The following is a 19,761-nucleotide window of genomic DNA, read 5'->3' on the forward strand; positions in this document are numbered from 1 at the left end:
CCCCTGACTCCCAGCGCGCCTCTCACGGCAGGAGCTTTCCTGTCGCACCGACCTGCCCGATCTGGAGAAGGTCGTCGTCGCGGACACACTCCCCGACTGCCAGGGCGTCATCGGGTGGGGCGGACCCGCGAAGCCGGTCACGGAGTCCCACTTCCAGGTCGATGTCGGTCCGGGTGATCCCAGACTCAGCCGTCTCGCTCGCCGGATCCGTGGCGAGGACGCCGGGCCGGGGTCCGGCGCCGGATCGATCGACCCGTTCCTCCCGCAGCGCGGCGGAAAGGCTGTGGCCCACCTCGCAAGCCAGTGAATCCTCAACGAAGGGAACACCTGATTTCCATGCGGACACTCACACGCGCCATAGCCCCGGTCGCTGCTCTCGTCGCCGTCCTGGCAACCGCTCCACTGGCCTCTGCGGAAGGCCCCGTTCCCACAGGCCACAACACGGTCGTCCCGGGGACCAGCGTCGAGCTCTCCGAAGCCGGCGTACGCGATGCGCAGACCCGTGCCGTCGCAGCCGAGAATCCGGCAGCGGTCCGCGCCACCGCCTCGCTGTGTGGAAGCGGCTACGAACTGGAGAACGCGGAGCGGCTTCCCGACGCACGGCGCTTCGGAACTCTGTTCACCTACACCAAGCACACGACTTCCAAGGACGGGGCGTGCGCGGTCTTCGACAACAACCTCGGCACAGCGAAGAAGATGAAGCTCAAGCTGTGCCCGAACCTGACCGACGCGCCGTGCAAGGTGGATGAGGGGACATTCTCCCAGTACGCGGGGCCGGTGAAGTACGAGACCACGGGCCGCGACTCGGTGGACTGCGCCGAGGTGACGGCCATCATGTGGTCGAGTGGCGTGCCGATCATCGACCGGGTCAAGTCTGTGGCGCCCTGCGACTGATCATGCCAACGCTCAATCCCCTCATCTCAGGTCACCGACCTGGGTGGAGCTGAGGGACGATCAGGTAGATCCCGTACGCCACCACGGCGGCGCAGGCCAGGAAGCAGAGGGCGGCCTGGCCGAAGCCCAGGGCGGAGGCGCCGCCCGGTTGTTGCCGGGCGCCCTCCAGCCGGGCGAGCCCGAGGACGCCGAGGGCGAAGACGACGACCACGGCGACGGTGACGCCGATGCTCACCGCGGTGACCTCACCGAGTGCGGTCCAGTTCAGATGCATGTCCGGCTCCCCTTTCTGCAGGTGTTCTCAGGCGGCCGCGCCGACCTTGGCCGGGGGCTCGGTGCGGATGCCGACCTCGTGCGTGTCGTTGACGTTGTTCGCGTGCACCGGGTTGCGGCGCGAGACGAGCACGATGCCCGCGGCGAGGGCCGCGCCGACCGCGGCGACGACCGCGGTGCCGATGTCACCGCCGTTCTGGACGACGCTCGCGGCCAGGCCGCCGACCAGCGCGGCGGCTGGCAGGGTGACCATCCAGGCGATCGCCATCCGGCCCGCGACGCCCCAGCGGACCTCCGCGAGCCTGCGGCCGAGCCCCGCGCCCAGGATGCTGCCCGAGGCGACCTGGGTGGTGGACAGGGCGAAGCCGAGGTGGGCGGAGGTGAGGATGACGGTGGTGGAGGCGGTCTCGGCGGCGAAGCCCTGCGGCGACTGGATCTCGGTGAGGCCCTTGCCCATCGTGCGGATGATCCGCCAGCCGCCGAGGTACGTGCCCAGGCCGATGGCGAGGCCCGCGGACGCGATGACCCACAGGGGCGGGCCGGCGTCGTGGCCGAGCGCGCCGGCCGAGATCAGGGTGAGGGTGATGACGCCCATGGTCTTCTGCGCGTCGTTCGTGCCGTGTGCGAGGGAGACCAGCGAGGCGGAGGCGATCTGGCCGATCCGGAAGCCCTTCGTGACGGAGTCCTTGCGGGCGCGATCGGTGAGCCGGTAGGCGAGGTAGGTGGCGATCAGCGCGGCGACACCGGCCACGAGCGGCGAGGCCACCGCCGGGACGAGCACCTTCTCGACGACCTTGCCGAAGTTGACGCCTTGGCTGCCCGCCCCGACCCACACGGCCCCGATCAGCCCGCCGAACAGGGCGTGCGAAGAGCTCGACGGCAGTCCGACGAGCCAGGTCAGCAGGTTCCACAGGATCGCCCCGACCAGCCCAGCGAAGATCATCCCCGGGCTGACGAGGGTGTCGTCCACGATGCCGCCCGAGATGGTCTTGGCCACCTCGGTGGACAGAAAGGCACCGGCGACATTGAGGACACCGCTGATCAGGACCGCCGTACGGGGAGCCAGCGCGCCGGTGGCGATGGACGTGGCCATCGCGTTCGCCGTGTCGTGGAATCCGTTGGTGAAGTCGAAGGCGAGCGCCGTGACGATGACGACCGCCACGAGGAACGTGATGTGGTCCATTCCTGAATGCAAACAAGCGCAGACCAATACGCGGGGAACGGCGAGGCAAAGGCTGGTCAAGGTTCACGCAGGTGGCCGTGACGGACCTCTCTACGATCGATCCCATGAGGATCCGCTGGACGTACGCCTTCATCGACCGGCCACGCGAGGCCTTCGATACCGCCTGCGACTTCTGGACTGCCGTCACGGGCACGCGCCTCTCCGAACTACGCGGGCAGCACTCCGAGTTCGTGACCCTGCTCACCGACGGCGCCGACGCGTGTGTGAAAGCCCAGGCGGTGCGGTCGGGGACCGGCGGCGCGCACCTCGACTTCTGTGTGGACGACGTGACGGGGTTCGCGGACTCGGCGTTGCGGCTCGGCGCGAGCGTGGTGGCGGACCTCGGGTCGCTCGTCGTGCTGCGTTCACCCGGCGGGCAGTTGTTCTGCGGGGATCCGTGGCGCGGTCAGGCGTCCCGTCCAGGTGTGGTGCGGGACAGCCGGCTCGACCAGGTGTGCCTGGACGTCCCGCCGTCGTCGTACGACGCCGAAGTCGCCTTCTGGAGCGGCCTGCTGGACGGCTGGGCGTCCCGGCCCGGCGCGCTCCCGGAGTTCCACGTGGTCGAGCCGCCGCCCGGCCTGCCGTTCCGCCTGCTCCTGCAACGCCTCGGCGAGGAGCACCCGGCCTCCGCCCACCTCGACCTCGCCTGCGCGGACGTCGCGGCGACCCGGGCGTGGCACGAGGAACTCGGGGCCGTATGCGTGGCCGGCTTCTCCGGCTGGACGGTGATGCGCGACCCGGCGGGCGGCACGTACTGTCTGACGACCCGGGATCCGGTGACGGGTGGGCTGCGGGGCTAGTCGGCCTCCGCGTACGCGCACAGGACCGCATCGACGCCCTCTGGCGTCGGGCAGGGCGGCAGGCTCGGTGTCTCGTCGGGTTTCGTCTCTTCCCAGACGTACGGTCCCTGAGGCTCCGTCGCGTCCTGCATCCACAGGGTCAGCCCACCCGCGACGACCACGACGAGCGCCCACACCATGACTGCCCAGCGCCACACCCCGCGACGCCCCTCCCCCGTCATGCCCATGCCTCACACGCTAGTCCCTCAAGCGTGCCGCCCGTGCCAGGAGATAGCGCTGCTCGGGCAGGCTGAGGGTCTGGGCGGCCGCCGACTCGTAGGCGGCCCGGGCGGCTTCGGGCTCGCCCGCGCGTTCCAGCAGGTGACCTCGTACGGCGTCCAGGCGGTGGCCTTTCAACGTGCCCGACAGGGCGTCCAGTTCGCTCAGACCGGCGCGCGGGCCGTGGACCATGGCGACGGCGACCGCGCGGTTGAGGCGTTCGACCGGGCCGGGGACCAGGCCGACGAGGACGTCGTACAGGCCCAGGATCTCGGCCCAGTCCGTCGCCTCGGGCGAAGGCGCCTCGTCGTGCACGGCGGCGATCGCGGCCCGCAGGGGGTACGGCCCGGGCCTGCCCCGGGACAGGGCCCGGGTCACCAGCGCGACGCCCTCCTCGATGGCGGCCTTGTCCCAGCGGTCGCGGTCCTGCTCGTCGAGGGGGATCAGCTCCCCGCTCGGTCCGCTGCGCGCATCACGGCGGGCATCGGTGAGCAGCATCAGCGCGAGCAGCCCGGCCGCCTCGCAGTCGTCGGGGAGCAGCCGGTGGACCGTACGGGTCAGCCGTACGGCCTCGCCCGCCAGGTCGGGACGCTGAAGGGCGGTTCCGGAGGTGGCGGTGTAGCCCTCGTTGAAGATCAGGTAGAGGGTCTGCAGAACTGACGGCAGCCGCTGCTCCCAGCGGTCCGGGCGGCCGAAGCGCACACCCCGCACCTTCTGCTTGGCCCGGCTGATGCGCTGCGCCATCGTCGCCTCCGGGACCAGATACGCGCGGGCGATCTCCGCCGTGGTCAGGCCGCCGACGGCACGCAGCGTGAGCGCGATCTGGGCGGGCGGTGTGAGGTCCGGATGGCAGCAGAGGAAGAGCAGCGAGAGGGTGTCGTCCTCGCGGGGAGCCCGCTCCCCCGGCGGCGGGGCGGTGAAGGCGTCGCGGGGCGTGAGCGCCGCCGCCCGCTCCTCGCGCCGGCGCCGGGCCTCCTCACTGCGCAGGGCGTCGGTCAGCCGCCGCGCGGCCACCTTGATCAGCCAGCCGCGCGGATTGCCGGGCACGCCCTCCGCGGGCCACTGTCCGGCCGCCGCGAGCAGCGCCTCCTGTACGGCGTCCTCGGCTGCGTCGAAGTGCCCGTACCGTCTGACCAGCGCGCCGAGGACCTGCGGCGCGTTCCGGCGCAGCAGGTCCTCGACCTCGGGTGTGCTCCTCACCGGCGGGTCCGTCGGCGTCGCGGCCGGCTCGTCAGATGTCCCCGCTGCCGTCCATGATCGGACGGATCACGACCGGGTAGTCGGGGGCACCGGCGGGCTGGGGGCAGCGGGAGATGCGGTCGGCGATCTCCGTGACCCGCTCCAGGCTCTCGCACTCCAGGACCCAGTAGCCGGCCAGCAGCTCCTTGGTCTCGCTGTACGGCCCGTCGGTGATCACGGCCTTGCCGTCGTCACCGAGGGTGACATGCCGGGTCTGGGCCGGCTCTGCCAGGCCCTGCCCGTCGACGAACTCGCCGGTCTCGGAGAGATCGTCGTTGATGGCTCCCATGTAGGCGAACATGGCCTGCAGCTCTTCCTCGTTCCAGGCGGGCGAGTCCGCTGACGCCTTGCCGCGCATGGCCTCGTAGTCCGCCTGCGTGCCCTGCACCATGACCAGGTACTTCATCAGTCCGCTCCTTCGGCTCTCACCACCCTGCCGGGCGGCTCTCACAGGGGACGTCGGAGCCGGGCCGGGATTCTCGACACGAGCTCAGGAGTTTTCCGAGACGGTTTCTCCAGGGGCCGTTTCGGCCGGGGTCGTCGCGGATGGTGCGGTGTCCTCGGCCGACCGGGGGGCCGCGTCGGGCCGGGTTTCCTCGGCAGGCCGCGGGTCTTCGGCGGTGGGGCCGCTGTCAGCGCCCTCCGCGTCGTAGGCCCCGCACTCGGGGTTGCGACAGGGGCCCGCCACCCACAAGGGGACCCACGTGCCCAGCGTCTTGTGGCGCCGGACGACTGTTTCCACTGGCTGTCCGCAGGCCGGACAGACATGTTCGTCTCTGCCCATGTCCCCAGAGTAGGACGGTCGGGGACTCAGCGCTTCCTGCTGTACGAGCGCACCAGCACGCCGTTGCCGAACGCACGCACGGACTCCAGGGTGAACTCCGAGATCGCGAACCCGGCCCCGAACATGGGCATGCCCGAGCCGTACACCAGCGGATAGGTCTTGATGACGAGCTCGTCGATCTCGTCGAGCAGTTCGCCCGCGACCTTCGAGCCGCCGCACAGGTAGATGCCGAACTCGCTGTCCTCGGCCTTCAGTTCGCGGACCTTGCCGACCAGGTCGTCCGCGATGATCTCGACGTTCGGGTCGGGCGACTCCTTCAGCGTGCCGGAGGCGACGTACTCGCGCAGGTGGGCGTAGGGGCTGGTGATGCCCTCTTTCAGGGCGAGGTCGTAGCTGGCGCGGCCCTGGACGATGGTGTCGAACCGCTTGTTCGGCAGGTCGTCGAAGCCGAGGGCCTGGCGGCCAGGGGTCCACAGAGTCTCCGGGTACTCCGCCTTCAGGAAGGCGAGGAACTCCTCGTCGACGAAGGGGAACATCGACGCCGCGTCGCCGCCCGGGTCGCCGATGAAGCCGTCGATGGAACAGGCGATGAAGTACGTGAGCTTTCGCAAGCCGGTCTCTTTTCGTAGGCTGTCGGTGCAACAACTTCAGTTGTAGTACTCCTGCTGTAGTGGTTGCAAGACATTTCCGCGAGCCGTCGAAAGTGAGAGAAGGGACGCCGCATGGTCAGCAATCCCGAGCGCCGGGCCGCGCTCGTCGACGCCGGTGTCGAGGTGCTCGCCCGGGAGGGTGCGCGCGGGCTGACGTTCCGCGCGGTGGACGCGGAGGCCGGTGTGCCCGTAGGTACCGCCTCCAACTACTTCACCGGACGCGCCGACCTGCTGCGCCAGATCGACACCCGGCTGCACGTACGGCTCGCGCCGGATCCAGCGGTGGTCGCCGAGCTGATGACCCGCCCGAAGGACCGCTCACTGGTCACGGCCTTCATGTACGACCTGATGGCCCGCGCGACCCGCGACCGCACGGGCTATCTGGCCCTCATGGAGCTACGACTGGAGGCCACTCGGCGCCCCGAACTGCTTGCCTCCTACACCAAGTCGGTGCGCGGCGACCTGGAGGAGGCGATGGAGTTCCACCGGACGGCCGGGCTGCCCGGCGGCGACGAGTCCGTCGCCGTGCTGTATCTGGCCATGCTCGGGCTGCTCCTGGAGCATCTGACCCTGCCGGGTGTCCTGGAGGGCGTACTGCCCGGGGTGGGCGTGCCGGACGGACTGGTGGAGCGGATCGTGGCGACGGTGCTGCCGGAGGAAGTCCAGGCCCAGGGCCAGGGCCAGGGCCCGGACCAGGCTCAGGGTCAGGGTCAGGAGGGCAGGATCTAGGAGCCCGTGCGCGGCCGCGGCTCGCGCCACATCGGCCACATGGCCGGGCCGTCCGGGAGGTCGAGGACCGGACCGGTGACCTCGAAGCCGAGACGTTCGTACAGCTTGCGGCTGCGGGCGTTGCTGGCCTCCAGATAGGCGGACAGCCCTTCGCGGTCGCAGCGGTCGAGGGCCGACTCGATGAGCGCGGTGCCGAGCCCCTCGCCCTGCCGGCCGGGGGCCACACCGATCATCCAGAGGTACTCGTGAGCCCGCCCCGAGGGGTGGATGGCGGCCGTCAGCCGGCCTATCAGCTCGATGCGCTCGTTGTCCGGGTCGATGGCCTCCCGCACCTGGGCCGGGCCGTCATCGTCCTCGGGGTCACCGTCATGGCCGTCGGCCGGCATGGACAGCCACAGCGCACAGGCCGAGCCGTCCTCGGTGACGTCGATGCGCCCGGCCGCGAGCACGATGTCGGTGAAGGCGGCCATGAGCCCGGGGTGATGTTCTCGGCGGGCCTCCGCACCGGGAAAGACCCAGCCGCTCACGGGATCGTCCTGGAACGCCTCGTCCAGCAGCCGGACGACCGACTCCCGGTCCGCCTCGCCCGCCGTACGGATCGCCACGCCCATGCCCCGCCCCTTCGCTCGCCCCGACGGGCGTTGATCGTAGGGGGGTTGAGGGTCGCCCGGGTCAGGCAGGGCGAGACCTTGGCGGAATCCAGTCGAACATCTGCCCAAACTCGATCGCGCGATGCGTGAAAAGGGGGCGGGCCCCGCACACCGTGGGGCAGTGCGGGACCCGCCGACCGGAGTCCAAGAGCTGTGCGGGGTCAGGAGCCGCACGGCCCCGATGCTCCGGGGTCCTGCCTTCGGTCGCCCGAAGGATCATGCTGTGCTGAGGGCCGTCGACCGCCGTCGGCCGTCAGCCCCTGCCGACGGCGACCGCTGTCGGCCGTCAACCACTGTCGAACGTCACGGCTGTCGAACGTCACGGCTGTCGAACGTCAACCGCTGTCGAACGTCAACTGCTGCGCCGTGTCACGAACTCGGCGAGGGCCAGCAGACCGCCCGCCGCCTCCGGATCCGGCACCACGCGCGCCAGTTGCTGCATCGCCCGCGCCATCCGGTCGGCCGCCTGGCCCTGCGCCCAGTCACGGCCGCCCGCACGCTCCACGGTCAGGGCGATGTGGTCCAGGTCCTCCTTCTCGCAAGGTCGTGCGTACAGGTCGGCGAGTTCGGCGGCCGCCGGCGTGCCGGACGTGAAGGCCGCGACGACCGGCAGGGACTTCTTGCGGGCGGCCAGGTCCGCGCCGACGGGCTTGCCGGTGCGGTGCGGGTCGCCCCATATGCCGATGACGTCGTCGATGAGCTGGAAGGCGAGCCCGGCCTCCCGGCCGAACGCGTCCAGCGCCGCCACGTCCGCGTCCCCGGCGCCCGCGTACAGGCCCCCGATCGCGCAGGCGCTCCCCAGCAGTGCCCCCGTCTTGGCCTCCGCCATGGCGAGCACCTCCTCGAGGGTGACCTCGCCGGGGTCGCACCGCTCCAGGGCCGTGTCCGCGTGCTGGCCCGCGCACAGTTCGACCACGCAGTCCGCGAGCCGGGCCGCGGCGGCCCGGGCCGCCGGGTGCGGATCCGTCGCAAGCAGTCGCAGGGCCAGCGCTTGCAGTGCGTCCCCGCCGAGGATCGCGTCGGCGTCTCCGAACACGGTCCACGCGGTGGGCCGGTGCCGGCGGGTGGTGTCCCGGTCCATCACGTCGTCGTGCAGCAAGGTGAAGTTGTGGACCAGCTCCACCGCCGCGGCCGCCCGGACCGCCCCCAGCCGGGCCTCGGGCCCCCCGAGGGCGGCCGCCGCCGCGAGGACGAGCGCGGGGCGGATCGCCTTGCCCGAGCCGCCCTCGGCCGGGGTGCCGTCCGCCTGCTCCCAGCCGAAGTGGTAGAGCGCGATCCGGCGCATCGGCCCGGGCAGCGAGTCGAGCGCGGCCCGCAGCACCGGGTCGACCTCCGCCCGGGCCCGGTCCAGGAGCATGACCGCCTCGTGCCCCTCGGCCGGCCCGGGCCGGCCGTCCCGCTGTGTCCCGATGGACCCCCGCCTTTCCGGCACCCCGCCCGCACGCCGGGGCTCGGCACCCCGCTGCTCGGCAAGGGCGGATCGCTGCTCACCAGGGGCGGGCAGCGGCGCCTCCGTCCTGAACCCCGTAAGGGACTCACCCATGGGACCGCCTCGGAGTGTGAGCGGACGGTGGCGCTTCCGCTGCCGCTGGGCGCGTACCCCGAGGGTGTACCCGCCCGGGCGGGCGGGGACACGGCCGACGTACCGGGAGCGTCACCGCCAGCGGCCGATCTCGACGTTCTCCAGGACTCCGAGCGCGTCCGGTACCAGGACCGCGGCCGAGTAGTAGGCCGTGACCAGGTACTTGATGATGGCCTGTTCGTTGATGCCCATGAAGCGCACCGACAGGCTCGGCTCGATCTCGTCCGGGATGCCGGAGGCCCGCAGGCCGATGACACCCTGGTCGGCCTCGCCGGTACGCATCGCGATGATCGACGTCGTACGGGCCTCGGTCACCGGGATCTTGTTGCACGGGTAGATCGGCACACCGCGCCAGGTGGGGATGCGGTTGCCGCCGACGTCGATGGTCTCGGGCACCAGCCCGCGCTTGTTGAGCTCACGGCCGAACGCGGCGATCGCACGCGGGTGGGCGAGGAGCAGTTTGGTGCCGCGGCGCCTGCTGAGCAGTTCGTCCATGTCGTCCGGGCCGGGCACACCGTCGTGCGGCTGGATCCGCTGCTCGTACTCGCAGTTGTGCAGGAGCCCGAAGTCGCGGTTGTTGACGAGCTCGTGCTCCTGGCGCTCCTTCAGCGCCTCGACCGTCAGCCGGATCTGCTGCTCGGTCTGGTTCATGGGCTGGTTGTAAAGGTCGGCCACGCGCGTGTGCATACGCAGCACGGTCTGGGCGACGCTCAGCTCGTACTCACGGGGCCTGGCCTCGTAGTCGACGAAGGTGTGCGGAATGTCCGGCTCGCCGGAGTGGCCGGAGGAGAGGTCGATCTCCTTCTCGCCGTACTTGTTGGAGCGCTGCTCGGGGATCGCGCGGCACTGCTGCACGTGTTCGCGCAGCGAGTCCGAGCGCTCCGCGATCTGCTGGAACTCCTGGCGGGGCAGCACGAGCACGGTGCACGCGGTGAGCGCGCGGGCCGTGAACTCCCAGATCGCGTCCTCGTCCAGCAGGGCCTCGTCGCCGAAGTAGGCGCCGTCGGCGAGGACGCCGAGGGACTCGTCGTCCCCGTACGGGCCCGTGCCGATCTTCTCCACCCTGCCGTGCGCCAGCAGGTACACCTCGTCGGACGGGCTGCCGAACGACGCGATCACCTCGCCCGCCCGGATCTCCCGCTGCTCGCAGCGGCGGGCGATCTCGGAGAGCACCTCCTCGTCCTCGTACGACCGCAGCGCCGGCAGTTCGCCCAGCTCCGCGGGGATGATCTCGACGCGGTCGCCGGTCTTCACGAACGTCATCCGACCGTCGCCCACGGCGAACGTCAGCCGCCGGTTCACCCGGTACGTACCACCCTGGATGTCCACCCAGGGCAGCATCCGCAGCAGCCAGCGGGAGCTGATCTCCTGCATCTGCGGCACGGACTTGGTCGTGGTGGCCAGGTTCCGCGCGGCCGCCGTGCCGAGACTCTGCTGCGGCTTGGTCTCCTCCGTGCGGACCTCTTCGCCTACCGACATAAAGAACTGCCCTCCCGGTTATGCCCAACGCCCATATGACTCGGGCATCGATGTCCACGGGCAAGCCTTCCTCACTCGACGTCGCGGTGCTATTACACGAAAGAGCGGGAATGGATCTTCGTATCACTGGGCAGGGGGGGCTCGTTCCGGGCCGGCGACAACCCGTGGGAACCTGTCGGTAACGCCTCTGGGAGGCGGGGGGGCCGAATCCAGCGTGGTGAGCTGGGCTGCGCGAACAGCGACCCGGTGATCGCGCTCTGGTGTCTGCGGGGCGGATGTCTGCGGGGCGGACCGTCACTCATCGAGTTCGCCCGCAACCGACGGCGGGCCACAACTCCCCGCCCCGACACAGACGGTCGGCTGACGGCGGAAGCAGCGGGCCCGAGGGCCAGGCAGCCCCCACCCGAGTGACAATGACGGGGTGACCAGCCCCGACGCCCCCGACGTGCCCGGCCTGGCGGCCCTGCGCCCCCAGCTGCCCTCGCCGGTGCGGGAAGTCGTCGACGGCCGGTTCGAGCGCCGGGGCGTCCGGCTGCTGCTGAAGCGGGACGACCTGATCCACCCGGAGCTGATCGGCAACAAGTGGCGCAAGCTGGCGCCGAATCTCGCGGCGGCGGCCGGCCGTACCGTCGTCACCTTCGGCGGCGCCTACTCCAACCACCTGCGCGCCACGGCCGCGGCCGGCCGGCTGCTCGGCATCCCCACGGTCGGTGTCGTGCGCGGCGACGAGCTGGCCGGTCGCCCCCTCAACCCCTCCCTCGGTCGGTGTGCGGCCGACGGTATGCGGCTGCACTTCGTCGACAGGGCGACGTACCGCCGCAAGTCGGAGCCGCGGGCCCTGGCCGCGATCCTGCGCGCGGCTGACGCCGAGGAGGCGTACGTCGTCCCCGAGGGCGGCAGCAACGCCGAGGCCGTACGCGGCTGCCGGGCACTCGGCGCCGAGCTGCGCGACCGGGCCGATGTCGTTGCCGTGGCCTGCGGCACCGGCGGCACACTCGCGGGACTGGCCGCCGGGCTCGCTCCCGGGCAGCGCGCCCTGGGCGTGCCTGTCCTCAGGGGCGGCTTCCTGACCGCCGAGACGGAGTCCTTGCAGCGGCAGGCCTTCGGCGGCCCGCGTGGCACCTGGAGCCTCGACGACCGCTTCCACTTCGGCGGCTACGCGCGCGTGCCCGACGAGCTCGACGCCTTCGCCACGGACTTCGAACACCGACACGGCCTGCCCGTCGAACGTCTGTATGTGGCCAAGCTGCTGTACGGCCTCGTCTCCCTGGCCGGCGAAGGCGCCTTCCCGCGGGGGACGACGGTGGCGGCCGTCGTCACCGGCCGCCCCTTCCCATGACACCCGGCATCGTCTGCCCGCCAGCGTCTCCTGACACCCGCCAGCGCCTCTGTGCCGTCTCGCCGCTACGCCGCCGCTTCCCGGAAGGCCGCGGCCTCCTCCAGGTCCAGCCTGCGCAGCAGGGTCCGCAACATCTCGTCGTCGATGTACCGGGCATCCCGGAGCCTGACGAACACCTCGCGCTCGGCGCCGATCATCTCCCGCGACAGCCTCCGATAGGTGTCGTCGACGGACTCCCCGGTGACCGGGTTGGCCTGCCCCAGCCGTTCCCAGACGGCGTTGCGGCGGCGCTCCAGGACGATGCGCAGCCGGTCGGCGAGGGGGCCGGGCAGGGTGTTGCGCTCGTCGGTGAGGAGCTCGTCCAGGCGCCGCTCGGCGGCCCGGGAGGCCTGTGCCTGGGCGTTGGCCTCGGCGAGCGTCTCGGCCTGGGCGTCCCGCCCGGGGAACTTCAGCAGGCGGATCAGCGGGGGCAGGGTCAGGCCCTGCACGACCAGGGTGCCGATGACCGTCGTGAAGGTCAGGAAGAGGATGAGGTTGCGGTGCGGGAAGGGCTCTTCGCCGTCGTGCATGGTCAGCGGGATCGAGAAGGCGATGGCCAGCGAGACCACGCCCCGCATCCCGGCCCACGCGATGATGAACGGTCCCTTCCAGGTCGGGTTCTGCTCTCGCTCCCGGATCCGGGCCGACAGCAGCCGGGGCAGGAAGGTCGCCGGGTACACCCAGACGAACCGGGCCGCGACGACCACCAGGAAGACGGCGACCGCGTACCAGGCGGCTTCGACGCCCTCGTACTGTCCGAGGCCCCTCAGGACCACAGGCAGTTGCAGTCCGATCAGCGCGAACACGGCCGACTCCAGGACGAAGGCCACCATCTTCCACACCGCCTCCTCCTGGAGACGCGTGGCGAAGTCGACCTCCCACGCGCGGTGTCCCAGGTAGAGCGCGACGACCACGACCGCGAGGACACCGGAGGCGTGCACCTGCTCGGCGACGGCGTAGGCGACGAACGGGATCAGCAGGGACAGCGTGTTCTGCGGCAGCGCCTCCTTCACGTGCGTGCGCAGCCAGTGGATCGGCGCCATCAGCACCAGCCCGACCACGACACCGCCGACCGCCGCGAGCAGGAACTCGCCGATGCCCCCGGCCCAGGTCGCGCCCTCGCCGACGGCGGCCGCGAGGGCCACCCGGTAGGCGGTGATCGCGGTGGCGTCGTTCAGCAGGGACTCGCCCTGGAGGATCGTGGTGATCCTGGACGGCAGCCCGACCCGGCGTGCCACCGCCGTCGCCGCGACGGCGTCCGGGGGCGCCACCACCGCGCCGAAGACCAGGGCCGCGGTCAGCGGCAGGTCGGGCACGATCAGGTACAGGGCCCAGCCGACGACGAAGGTCGCGAACAGCACGTACCCGACGGACAGCATCGCGACCGGCCTGAGCTGGGCCCGCAGGTCGAGGTAGGAGCTGTCGGTGGCGGCCGTGTGCAGCAGCGGGGGCAGGATGAGCGGCAGGACGATGTGCGGGTCGAGCGTGTAGTCGGGCACCCCGGGGACGTAGCTGACAGCCAGCCCGATCGCCACCAGCAGCAGCGGCGCCGGCACCGGGGTGCGCCGCGCGGCCGCGGCGATCGCGGCACTGCCCGCCACCAGCAACAGCAGTGGCATCACGTCCATCGTTCTCGCCCGCCCTCTTTTTTCCGCGCGGTCTTCCGCTCGACCGTCGTAACCTGGCAATCATGAAACAGTGCACGCACGCCGACGCGCTGCCGCACCCCGAACCCGGCCCGCTCAGCGAGACGTGTCCGGAGTGCTTGGCGGAGGGCATGGATCCGGTACAACTACGGCTGTGCCTCAGCTGCGGTCACGTCGGCTGCTGCGACTCCTCGCCGGGGCGGCACGCGGCGGGGCACCACAAGGAGTCCGGCCATCCCGTGATGCGGACGCACGAGCCCGGGGAGACCTGGCGCTGGTGCTTCGTCGACCATGTCCTGGTGTGACTCGGCAAGACCCCGACGGCGGACGGTTCGACCGTCTGACGTCTGGGTACGTCAACCCGGCGCGCGCTCTTCCCATTTGGGCCCGCCCAACCCCTAGACACGGAGCGTATCCACAGGTTTACTGTGAGTGACGACATGGGGTTGGGGTCCCGGGGACAGGACCGTCGAGAGCGCGATAGCGTCACCGCTGAACCACGTATCGCGTTATCCCGAGGGGCGACCCTCGGCCCTGAAACGCTTGTACCACCATGGAGGTGAGGGTGTCCCAGATCGCAGGCGAGCCCGCGACCCAGGACTTCGTCGAAGTCCGGCTGCCGGCCGCGGGTGCCTACCTGTCGGTGCTGCGTACGGCCACGGCCGGTCTCGCGGCCCGTTTGGACTTCACCCTCGACGAGATCGAGGACCTGCGCATCGCGGTGGACGAGGCCTGCGCGATCCTGCTTCAGCAGGCCGTGCCCGGCTCGGTGCTCAGCTGTGTATTCCGCCTCGTCGACGACTCACTCGAGGTCACTGTCTCGGCACCGACCACGGACGGCCATGCCCCCTCGCGGGACACCTTCGCCTGGACCGTCCTGTCCGCCCTCGCGGGCAAGGTCTCCTCTGCCGTGGACAAGGACAAAACCGTTTCGATCAGCCTCTACAAACAGCGCGGCGCGGGACCCGGGCCGGCGTGAGGAGCGAGGACGGGCCGGTGCGGGACGAAGAGCGCAGCACACGAGAGCTGCCGGCCGAGGGCACGGGCACGAGCGGTCCGAGCGAGGCCCGGCGCATGGCGGACGGCATCGACGGCATCCCCGAGCAGGCCCGCCCGCACCCGGAGGACGACTCCACGGGGGCCGTCCTCCCGGGCGGCGCGCGGCTGGACCAAGGCGGTGCCGTGCGGAGCGCGCCTCCGGGCGGGGGGATCACCGCATCCCCTGTCCCAGGGGGTCCTCCCACTCGCGCGAAGTCGAGAGTGGCGGAGGAGGCGAGGGCTCGGGGAAGGGCGACGGGCGGGACGATGAGCGAGCACGAGCGAGACTCCGAGCATCAGGCGCCGAGCGCGCACCACGCACAGGGTGCGCGCCACGGCTCTCCGGACCGCAGCGGGGCGCGCGAGATGTTCCTCAAACTGCGCACCCTTGGGGACGGCAGTCCGGAGTACGCGGAACTGCGCAACCAGCTGGTCCGCATGCACCTGCCGCTCGTCGAGCATCTCGCGCGCCGCTTCCGCAACCGCGGTGAGCCGCTTGACGACCTCACCCAGGTCGCCACGATCGGTCTGATCAAGTCGGTCGACCGCTTCGACCCGGATCGTGGCGTGGAGTTCTCGACGTACGCGACGCCGACGGTCGTCGGCGAGATCAAGCGGCACTTCCGCGACAAGGGCTGGGCGGTGCGCGTCCCGCGCCGGCTGCAGGAGCTGCGTCTGGCGCTGACCACGGCCACGGCCGAGCTCTCCCAGCTGCACGGCCGCTCCCCCACGGTCCACGAGCTCGCCGAGAAGCTGGCGATCTCGGAGGAGGAGGTCCTGGAGGGCCTGGAGTCCGCCAACGCGTACTCCACGCTGTCCCTGGACGTCCCCGACACCGACGACGAGTCCCCGGCGGTCGCGGACACCCTCGGCGCGGAGGACGAGGCGCTGGAGGGCGTGGAGTACCGGGAGTCCCTCAAGCCGCTGCTGGAGGACCTCCCGCCGCGGGAGAAGCGGATCCTGCTGCTGCGATTCTTCGGCAACATGACCCAGTCGCAGATCGCGCAGGAGGTCGGCATCTCACAGATGCACGTCTCGCGGCTGCTGGCGCGCACGCTCGCGCAGCTGCGGGAGAAGCTCCTCGTCGAGGAGTGACGGCTACTTCTCCACGTTGCCGGGATTGCCGGGCCCGCGGATCCCGAGGGCCCGGGTCGTCTCGGGGTTCACCAGCAGGACGAGCGCCGCGACGGCCACGACCGCGAGGGCGATCCCGGCCGGAATGGCCATGCTGTCGGCCTGCAGCAGGTTGTAGGCCACCGGCAGCGCCATGAGCTGGGTGATGACGGCCGGGCCGCGGCTCCAGCTGCGACGGCCGAGCAGCCCGCGCGCGGCGAGCAGCGGCAGCAGCGCGAGCACGACCAGCGTGATCCCCCCGGTCACGGCCTGCTGCCGGTCGTCCGGCTCGCCCGTGAGGCCGAGAACCAGGATCCAGACGCCGCCGACGACCAGCGCGAGCCCCTCCAGTGCGGCCAGCAGTGCGGCGTACGTCAGACGTCGCGGGCGGGGGCCGGTGGTTTCCTGGGCGGTGGGGGTCTGCTCACTGCTCACCCCTGAAGAGTAGCCCTCGTCGTACGCGCCCCCCGTGGCGAGGTTCACCCCTGGTCTCTTACCCGATCCCTACCTCGGTCTGGGCCCGGTACCCCCCAGTAGGTACGCTGCCAGTCATGCGTGCACTTCTCGTGGTCAATCCGGCGGCAACCACCACCAGTGCGCGCACGCGCGACGTACTGATCCACGCGCTCGCCAGCGAGATGAAGCTGGAGGCGGTCACCACCGAGTACCGCGGCCACGCGCGCGACCTGGGCCGGCAGGCGGCGGACAGCGACGACATCGACCTCGTGGTGGCCCTCGGCGGCGACGGCACGGTCAACGAAGTGGTCAACGGTCTCCTGCACGCCGGCCCCGCCCCGGGGCGCCTCCCCGGCCTCGCCGTGGTCCCGGGCGGCTCCACCAACGTCTTCGCCCGCGCCCTCGGCCTGCCCAATGACGCCGTGGAGGCCACCGGCGCGCTGCTGGACGCCCTGCGCGACGGCAGCGAACGCACCGTCGGCCTGGGCCTGGCCTCGGGTACGCCCGGCACGGAGGACGAGACGGTGCCGGCCCGCTGGTTCACCTTCAACGCGGGGCTCGGCTTCGACGCCGGTGTGGTCGGCCGGGTGGAACAGCACCGCGAGCGCGGCCGGAAATCCACACACGCTCTCTACGTACGCCAGGTCGTGCGCCAGCTCCTCGGTGAAACCAACCGTCGGCACGGCATGATCACACTGGAGCGGGCCGGCGAGGATCCGGTCACCGATCTGGTGCTGTCCATAGTCTCGAACACCTCGCCGTGGACGTATCTGGGGAATCGCCCGATCTACGCGGCACCTAAGGCCTCGTTCGATACCGGCCTCGATCTCTTCGGTCTCAGCCGTCTGTCCACCGCGGCTGTTGCCCGATATGGGACCCAGTTGCTCACTTCGTCCCCCGAGCGCGGACCCCATGGCAAACACGCCACTTCCCTGCACGACTTGACCGAGTTCACCTTGCATTCCAAGGCGCCGCTCCCCCTCCAGATGGACGGTGACCACCTGGGCCTGCGAACGAGCGTGACGTTCACAGGCGTACGCCGTGCACTGCGTGTGATTGTGTGAGCAGAACTGGCTAAAGTCCTTTCACTCGAACGTTTAGGCCAGGATCCACCCCATGGAAGTACGGCTGTGACCTAGTCGACACCGAAGAATCAAAAAAAACTTTCCAGAAGGGGTTGTGTCGACCGCTGAGGTTTGCGAGTCTCTACATGGCGATCGGGACGGCCCGCAACACCGGCCTCCACTGATCACCAGAATCCCTCTCCAAATCACAGGACCCACGCCAGGGAACCTGGCTGTCGGCCCTTCACTTGTTGAGGGATTCGTGAAAGCGTTCACATTCACAAGCAAGCCCTGCATGTAATACCAAGGAGAGGTAGCAGCCATGGACTGGCGTCACAACGCCGTTTGCCGCGAGGAAGACCCCGAGCTCTTCTTCCCCATCGGCAACACCGGTCCTGCGCTGCTGCAGATCGAGGAAGCCAAGGCCGTCTGCCGTCGCTGCCCGGTGATGGAGCAGTGTCTGCAGTGGGCGCTCGAGTCCGGCCAGGACTCCGGCGTCTGGGGTGGTCTCAGCGAGGACGAGCGCCGTGCCATGAAGCGCCGCGCCGCCCGCAACCGGGCTCGTCAGGCCTCCGCCTGACAACCCACCCCTGCTGACAGCCTGAGCTTGGCGGCGCGTACAGCGAGTACGCATCTCCCGCCCCCGAGCCGCAGCGCGCAGTTCCCCCGATGCGCTTAGCAAAGCAGCAACGAGCTTTAAGCCCCGGGCCACTTGGTGGCTCGGGGCTCATCGCTGTTCAGGAGGCTTTCGGCTGAGGGCCGTCGGCCGTTTCCTACTTCTGTGACGGCACCGGGATGTCGAGGATCACGCGGGTACCGCGCTCCGGTGCCGGGACCATGTCGAAGGTGCCGCCCAACTCGCCCTCCACCAGGGTCCGTACGATCTGCAGGCCGAGGTTGCCCGCGGTGTGCGGATCGAAGCCCTCAGGCAAGCCGACTCCGTCGTCCTGGACGGTGACCAGCAGTCGGGCCTCCTTGGTCGTGCCGCCGCGGATCGCCGACACCTCGACCGTGCCGCTGTCGCCCTCGCGGAAGCCGTGCTCCAGGGCGTTCTGCAGAACCTCGGTCAGCACCATCGACAACGGCGTGGCGACCTCGGCGTCGAGGATGCCGAAGCGGCCGGTGCGCCGGCCCGTGACCTTGCCCGGGGAGATTTCCGCGACCATGGCCAGGACACGGTCGGCGATGTCGTCGAACTCGACGCGCTCGTCCAGGTTCTGAGAGAGCGTCTCGTGCACGATCGCAATCGAGCCGACGCGTCGCACCGCTTCTTCGAGGGCCTCACGGCCGCGGTCGGACTCGATGCGCCGGGCCTGGAGACGGAGCAGGGCCGCCACCGTCTGGAGGTTGTTCTTGACCCGGTGGTGGATCTCCCGGATCGTCGCGTCCTTGGTGATCAACTCGCGTTCGCGGCGGCGGAGTTCGGTGACGTCACGGAGCAGGACCAGCGAGCCGATGCGGGTGCCCTTGGGGCTGAGGGGGATCGCGCGGAACTGGATGACCCCGTCGCTGGCCTCGATCTCGAACTCGCGCGGCGCCCAGCCGCTGGCGACCTTGGCGAGCGCCTCGTCCACCGGTCCCCGGGTCGGGGCGAGTTCGGCGGTGGTCCTGCCCAGGTGCTGGCCGACTAGGTCGGAGGCGAGGCCGAGACGGTGGTAGGCGGAGAGGGCGTTCGGTGAGGCGTACTGGACGATGGCATCGGCGTCGAGCCGGATCAGGCCGTCGCCGACGCGGGGCAAGGCGTCCATGTCGAGCTGCTGGTTCGCGAACGGGAAGGAGCCGGCCGCGATCATCTGTGCCAGGTCGGAAGCGCTCTGCAGGTAGGTGAGCTCCAGGCGGCTCGGGGTGCGCACGGTGAGGAGGTTGGTGTTGCGCGCGATGACGCCGAGAACGCGTCCCTCCCGCCGCACGGGGATCGACTCGACCCGGACGGGAACCTCTTCGCGCCACTCGGGGTCACCCTCGCGCACGATGCGGCCCTCGTCGAGGGCGGCGTCCAGCATGGGGCGGCGGCCTCGCGGGACGAGGTGACCCACCATGTCGTCCTGGTACGAGGTCGGGCCGGTGTTGGGCCGCATCTGGGCGACCGAGACGTACCGGGTGCCGTCGCTGGTGGGGACCCACAGGACCAGGTCGGCGAAGGAGAGGTCGGAGAGCAACTGCCACTCCGAGACCAGCAGGTGCAGCCACTCGAGATCGGTGTCGTCGAGGGCGGTGTGCTGGCGTACGAGTTCGTTCATGGAGGGCACGTGTGCGAGCGTACCCGGGGGTTTGTACGGCTCTGAAATGTTCGGATCCCGTACGGGCCCGGAAACACCCGCGGGCCGCGGCGCCTGAGAGGGACCCTCAACCCTCCCGGCACCGCAGCCCGGAGCAGCATCGGCCGTGGGGTGTGCGGTCCCGTTCGGCCGAAGGGTGAGGACCCGGGGCAGTCAGGGCAGAGAGCCTCGGTTCCTCGGTCCGTCCTCCTGTGCGGGGAGAACGGAGGCTTGTACGCGCTTCGCAA

Annotated in this window: 22 protein-coding genes; 9 read left to right on the top strand and 13 right to left on the bottom strand. The window is 70.6% G+C overall.

What is annotated here, in order from left to right; genetic code table 11:
* The first annotated feature begins 336 nt into the window (after nucleotides 1–336).
* Entirely contained in the window at nucleotides 337–894 is a 558-nt protein-coding gene (locus OG542_RS13120) for a hypothetical protein (RefSeq protein ID WP_193481016.1), read from the top strand.
* A gap of 31 nt (nucleotides 895–925) precedes the next feature.
* On the opposite strand, the gene OG542_RS13125 is transcribed toward OG542_RS13120, so the two are convergent.
* Both OG542_RS13125 and OG542_RS13130 read right to left on the bottom strand, forming a co-directional pair.
* Nucleotides 926–1,168: a hypothetical protein gene (locus tag OG542_RS13125; RefSeq protein WP_328410858.1), complete on the bottom strand. Its 243-nt coding sequence runs from the start codon at nucleotides 1,166–1,168 to the stop codon at nucleotides 926–928.
* A 27-nt stretch (nucleotides 1,169–1,195) separates the two neighbouring features.
* Nucleotides 1,196–2,350: an inorganic phosphate transporter gene (locus OG542_RS13130; RefSeq protein WP_328410860.1), complete on the bottom strand. Its 1,155-nt coding sequence runs from the start codon at nucleotides 2,348–2,350 to the stop codon at nucleotides 1,196–1,198.
* 104 nt (nucleotides 2,351–2,454) lie between these two features.
* Here OG542_RS13130 and OG542_RS13135 point away from each other — a divergent pair, with 104 nt between their 5' ends.
* Nucleotides 2,455–3,189 carry a VOC family protein gene (locus OG542_RS13135; protein ID WP_328410862.1) on the top strand — a complete coding sequence of 245 codons (735 nt, stop codon included), beginning with the start codon at nucleotides 2,455–2,457 and terminating at the stop codon, nucleotides 3,187–3,189.
* Here OG542_RS13135 and OG542_RS13140 read toward each other — a convergent pair.
* The 5 genes from OG542_RS13140 to OG542_RS13160 all read right to left on the bottom strand — a co-directional run bounded on the left by OG542_RS13140 (nucleotide 3,186) and on the right by OG542_RS13160 (nucleotide 6,081).
* The gene (locus tag OG542_RS13140; RefSeq protein ID WP_311127699.1) at nucleotides 3,186–3,416 is read right to left on the bottom strand and encodes a hypothetical protein; all 231 of its coding nucleotides are present in this window, start codon (nucleotides 3,414–3,416) and stop codon (nucleotides 3,186–3,188) included. The genes OG542_RS13135 and OG542_RS13140 overlap by 4 nt on opposite strands.
* Nucleotides 3,417–3,426: 10 nt before the next feature.
* Nucleotides 3,427–4,647 carry an RNA polymerase sigma factor gene (locus tag OG542_RS13145; RefSeq protein WP_328410865.1) on the bottom strand — a complete coding sequence of 407 codons (1,221 nt, stop codon included), beginning with the start codon at nucleotides 4,645–4,647 and terminating at the stop codon, nucleotides 3,427–3,429.
* Between the two features lie 31 nt (nucleotides 4,648–4,678).
* Entirely contained in the window at nucleotides 4,679–5,092 is a 414-nt protein-coding gene (locus OG542_RS13150; RefSeq protein WP_261683645.1) for a YciI family protein, read from the bottom strand.
* Between the two features lie 84 nt (nucleotides 5,093–5,176).
* Nucleotides 5,177–5,470 (bottom strand): LITAF-like zinc ribbon domain-containing protein, encoded by a 294-nt coding sequence (locus tag OG542_RS13155; protein WP_328410867.1) that lies wholly within the window; start codon nucleotides 5,468–5,470, stop codon nucleotides 5,177–5,179.
* 26 nt (nucleotides 5,471–5,496) lie between these two features.
* Nucleotides 5,497–6,081 carry a dihydrofolate reductase family protein gene (locus OG542_RS13160; RefSeq protein ID WP_328410869.1) on the bottom strand — a complete coding sequence of 195 codons (585 nt, stop codon included), beginning with the start codon at nucleotides 6,079–6,081 and terminating at the stop codon, nucleotides 5,497–5,499.
* Between the two features lie 111 nt (nucleotides 6,082–6,192).
* Here OG542_RS13160 and OG542_RS13165 point away from each other — a divergent pair, with 111 nt between their 5' ends.
* On the top strand, nucleotides 6,193–6,849 hold the full coding sequence (locus tag OG542_RS13165) for a TetR/AcrR family transcriptional regulator (protein ID WP_328410871.1): 657 nt from the start codon (nucleotides 6,193–6,195) through the stop codon (nucleotides 6,847–6,849).
* Here the strand turns inward: OG542_RS13165 and OG542_RS13170 are convergent.
* The 3 genes from OG542_RS13170 to OG542_RS13180 all read right to left on the bottom strand — a co-directional run bounded on the left by OG542_RS13170 (nucleotide 6,846) and on the right by OG542_RS13180 (nucleotide 10,560).
* Nucleotides 6,846–7,460, bottom strand: coding sequence for a GNAT family N-acetyltransferase (locus tag OG542_RS13170; protein WP_311127694.1), 615 nt, complete (start codon nucleotides 7,458–7,460; stop codon nucleotides 6,846–6,848). The two genes, OG542_RS13165 and OG542_RS13170, sit on opposite strands and share 4 nt — an antisense overlap.
* Nucleotides 7,461–7,851: 391 nt before the next feature.
* Nucleotides 7,852–9,042, bottom strand: a complete 1,191-nt coding sequence (locus OG542_RS13175) for a family 2 encapsulin nanocompartment cargo protein polyprenyl transferase (protein ID WP_328410873.1) — start codon at nucleotides 9,040–9,042, stop codon at nucleotides 7,852–7,854.
* A gap of 111 nt (nucleotides 9,043–9,153) precedes the next feature.
* Nucleotides 9,154–10,560 (bottom strand): family 2B encapsulin nanocompartment shell protein, encoded by a 1,407-nt coding sequence (locus OG542_RS13180; RefSeq protein ID WP_311127692.1) that lies wholly within the window; start codon nucleotides 10,558–10,560, stop codon nucleotides 9,154–9,156.
* Nucleotides 10,561–10,981: 421 nt separating this feature from the next.
* Here OG542_RS13180 and OG542_RS13185 point away from each other — a divergent pair, with 421 nt between their 5' ends.
* Nucleotides 10,982–11,899: a 1-aminocyclopropane-1-carboxylate deaminase/D-cysteine desulfhydrase gene (locus OG542_RS13185; protein ID WP_328410876.1), complete on the top strand. Its 918-nt coding sequence runs from the start codon at nucleotides 10,982–10,984 to the stop codon at nucleotides 11,897–11,899.
* 65 nt (nucleotides 11,900–11,964) lie between these two features.
* Here the strand turns inward: OG542_RS13185 and OG542_RS13190 are convergent, their stop codons facing one another.
* The gene (locus OG542_RS13190; RefSeq protein ID WP_311127690.1) at nucleotides 11,965–13,566 is read right to left on the bottom strand and encodes a Na+/H+ antiporter; all 1,602 of its coding nucleotides are present in this window, start codon (nucleotides 13,564–13,566) and stop codon (nucleotides 11,965–11,967) included.
* Between the two features lie 62 nt (nucleotides 13,567–13,628).
* On the opposite strand from OG542_RS13190, the gene OG542_RS13195 reads away from it, so the two are divergent.
* The 3 genes from OG542_RS13195 (at nucleotide 13,629) to OG542_RS13205 (ending at nucleotide 15,717) form a co-directional block, all read left to right on the top strand.
* Nucleotides 13,629–13,889 carry a UBP-type zinc finger domain-containing protein gene (locus tag OG542_RS13195; RefSeq protein WP_107455506.1) on the top strand — a complete coding sequence of 87 codons (261 nt, stop codon included), beginning with the start codon at nucleotides 13,629–13,631 and terminating at the stop codon, nucleotides 13,887–13,889.
* A 260-nt stretch (nucleotides 13,890–14,149) separates the two neighbouring features.
* Nucleotides 14,150–14,563, top strand: coding sequence for an ATP-binding protein (locus OG542_RS13200; protein ID WP_003992877.1), 414 nt, complete (start codon nucleotides 14,150–14,152; stop codon nucleotides 14,561–14,563).
* 17 nt (nucleotides 14,564–14,580) lie between these two features.
* Nucleotides 14,581–15,717: an RNA polymerase sigma factor SigF gene (locus tag OG542_RS13205; protein WP_328410879.1), complete on the top strand. Its 1,137-nt coding sequence runs from the start codon at nucleotides 14,581–14,583 to the stop codon at nucleotides 15,715–15,717.
* Between the two features lie 3 nt (nucleotides 15,718–15,720).
* On the opposite strand, the gene OG542_RS13210 is transcribed toward OG542_RS13205, so the two are convergent.
* Nucleotides 15,721–16,170 (bottom strand): hypothetical protein, encoded by a 450-nt coding sequence (locus tag OG542_RS13210; RefSeq protein ID WP_193481028.1) that lies wholly within the window; start codon nucleotides 16,168–16,170, stop codon nucleotides 15,721–15,723.
* Nucleotides 16,171–16,286: 116 nt separating this feature from the next.
* Here OG542_RS13210 and OG542_RS13215 point away from each other — a divergent pair, with 116 nt between their 5' ends.
* Entirely contained in the window at nucleotides 16,287–17,255 is a 969-nt protein-coding gene (locus OG542_RS13215; RefSeq protein WP_328410881.1) for a diacylglycerol/lipid kinase family protein, read from the top strand.
* Nucleotides 17,256–17,577: 322 nt separating this feature from the next.
* Nucleotides 17,578–17,835, top strand: coding sequence for a WhiB family transcriptional regulator (locus OG542_RS13220; protein ID WP_016639615.1), 258 nt, complete (start codon nucleotides 17,578–17,580; stop codon nucleotides 17,833–17,835).
* Nucleotides 17,836–18,028: 193 nt separating this feature from the next.
* Here the strand turns inward: OG542_RS13220 and OG542_RS13225 are convergent, their stop codons facing one another.
* Nucleotides 18,029–19,495: a sensor histidine kinase gene (locus tag OG542_RS13225; RefSeq protein ID WP_328417889.1), complete on the bottom strand. Its 1,467-nt coding sequence runs from the start codon at nucleotides 19,493–19,495 to the stop codon at nucleotides 18,029–18,031.
* Nucleotides 19,496–19,761: the final 266 nt, after the last annotated feature.

Origin of the sequence: Streptomyces violaceus (genome assembly GCF_036014075.1) — a bacterium.
Taxonomy (GTDB): Bacteria; Actinomycetota; Actinomycetes; order Streptomycetales; family Streptomycetaceae; genus Streptomyces; species Streptomyces violaceus.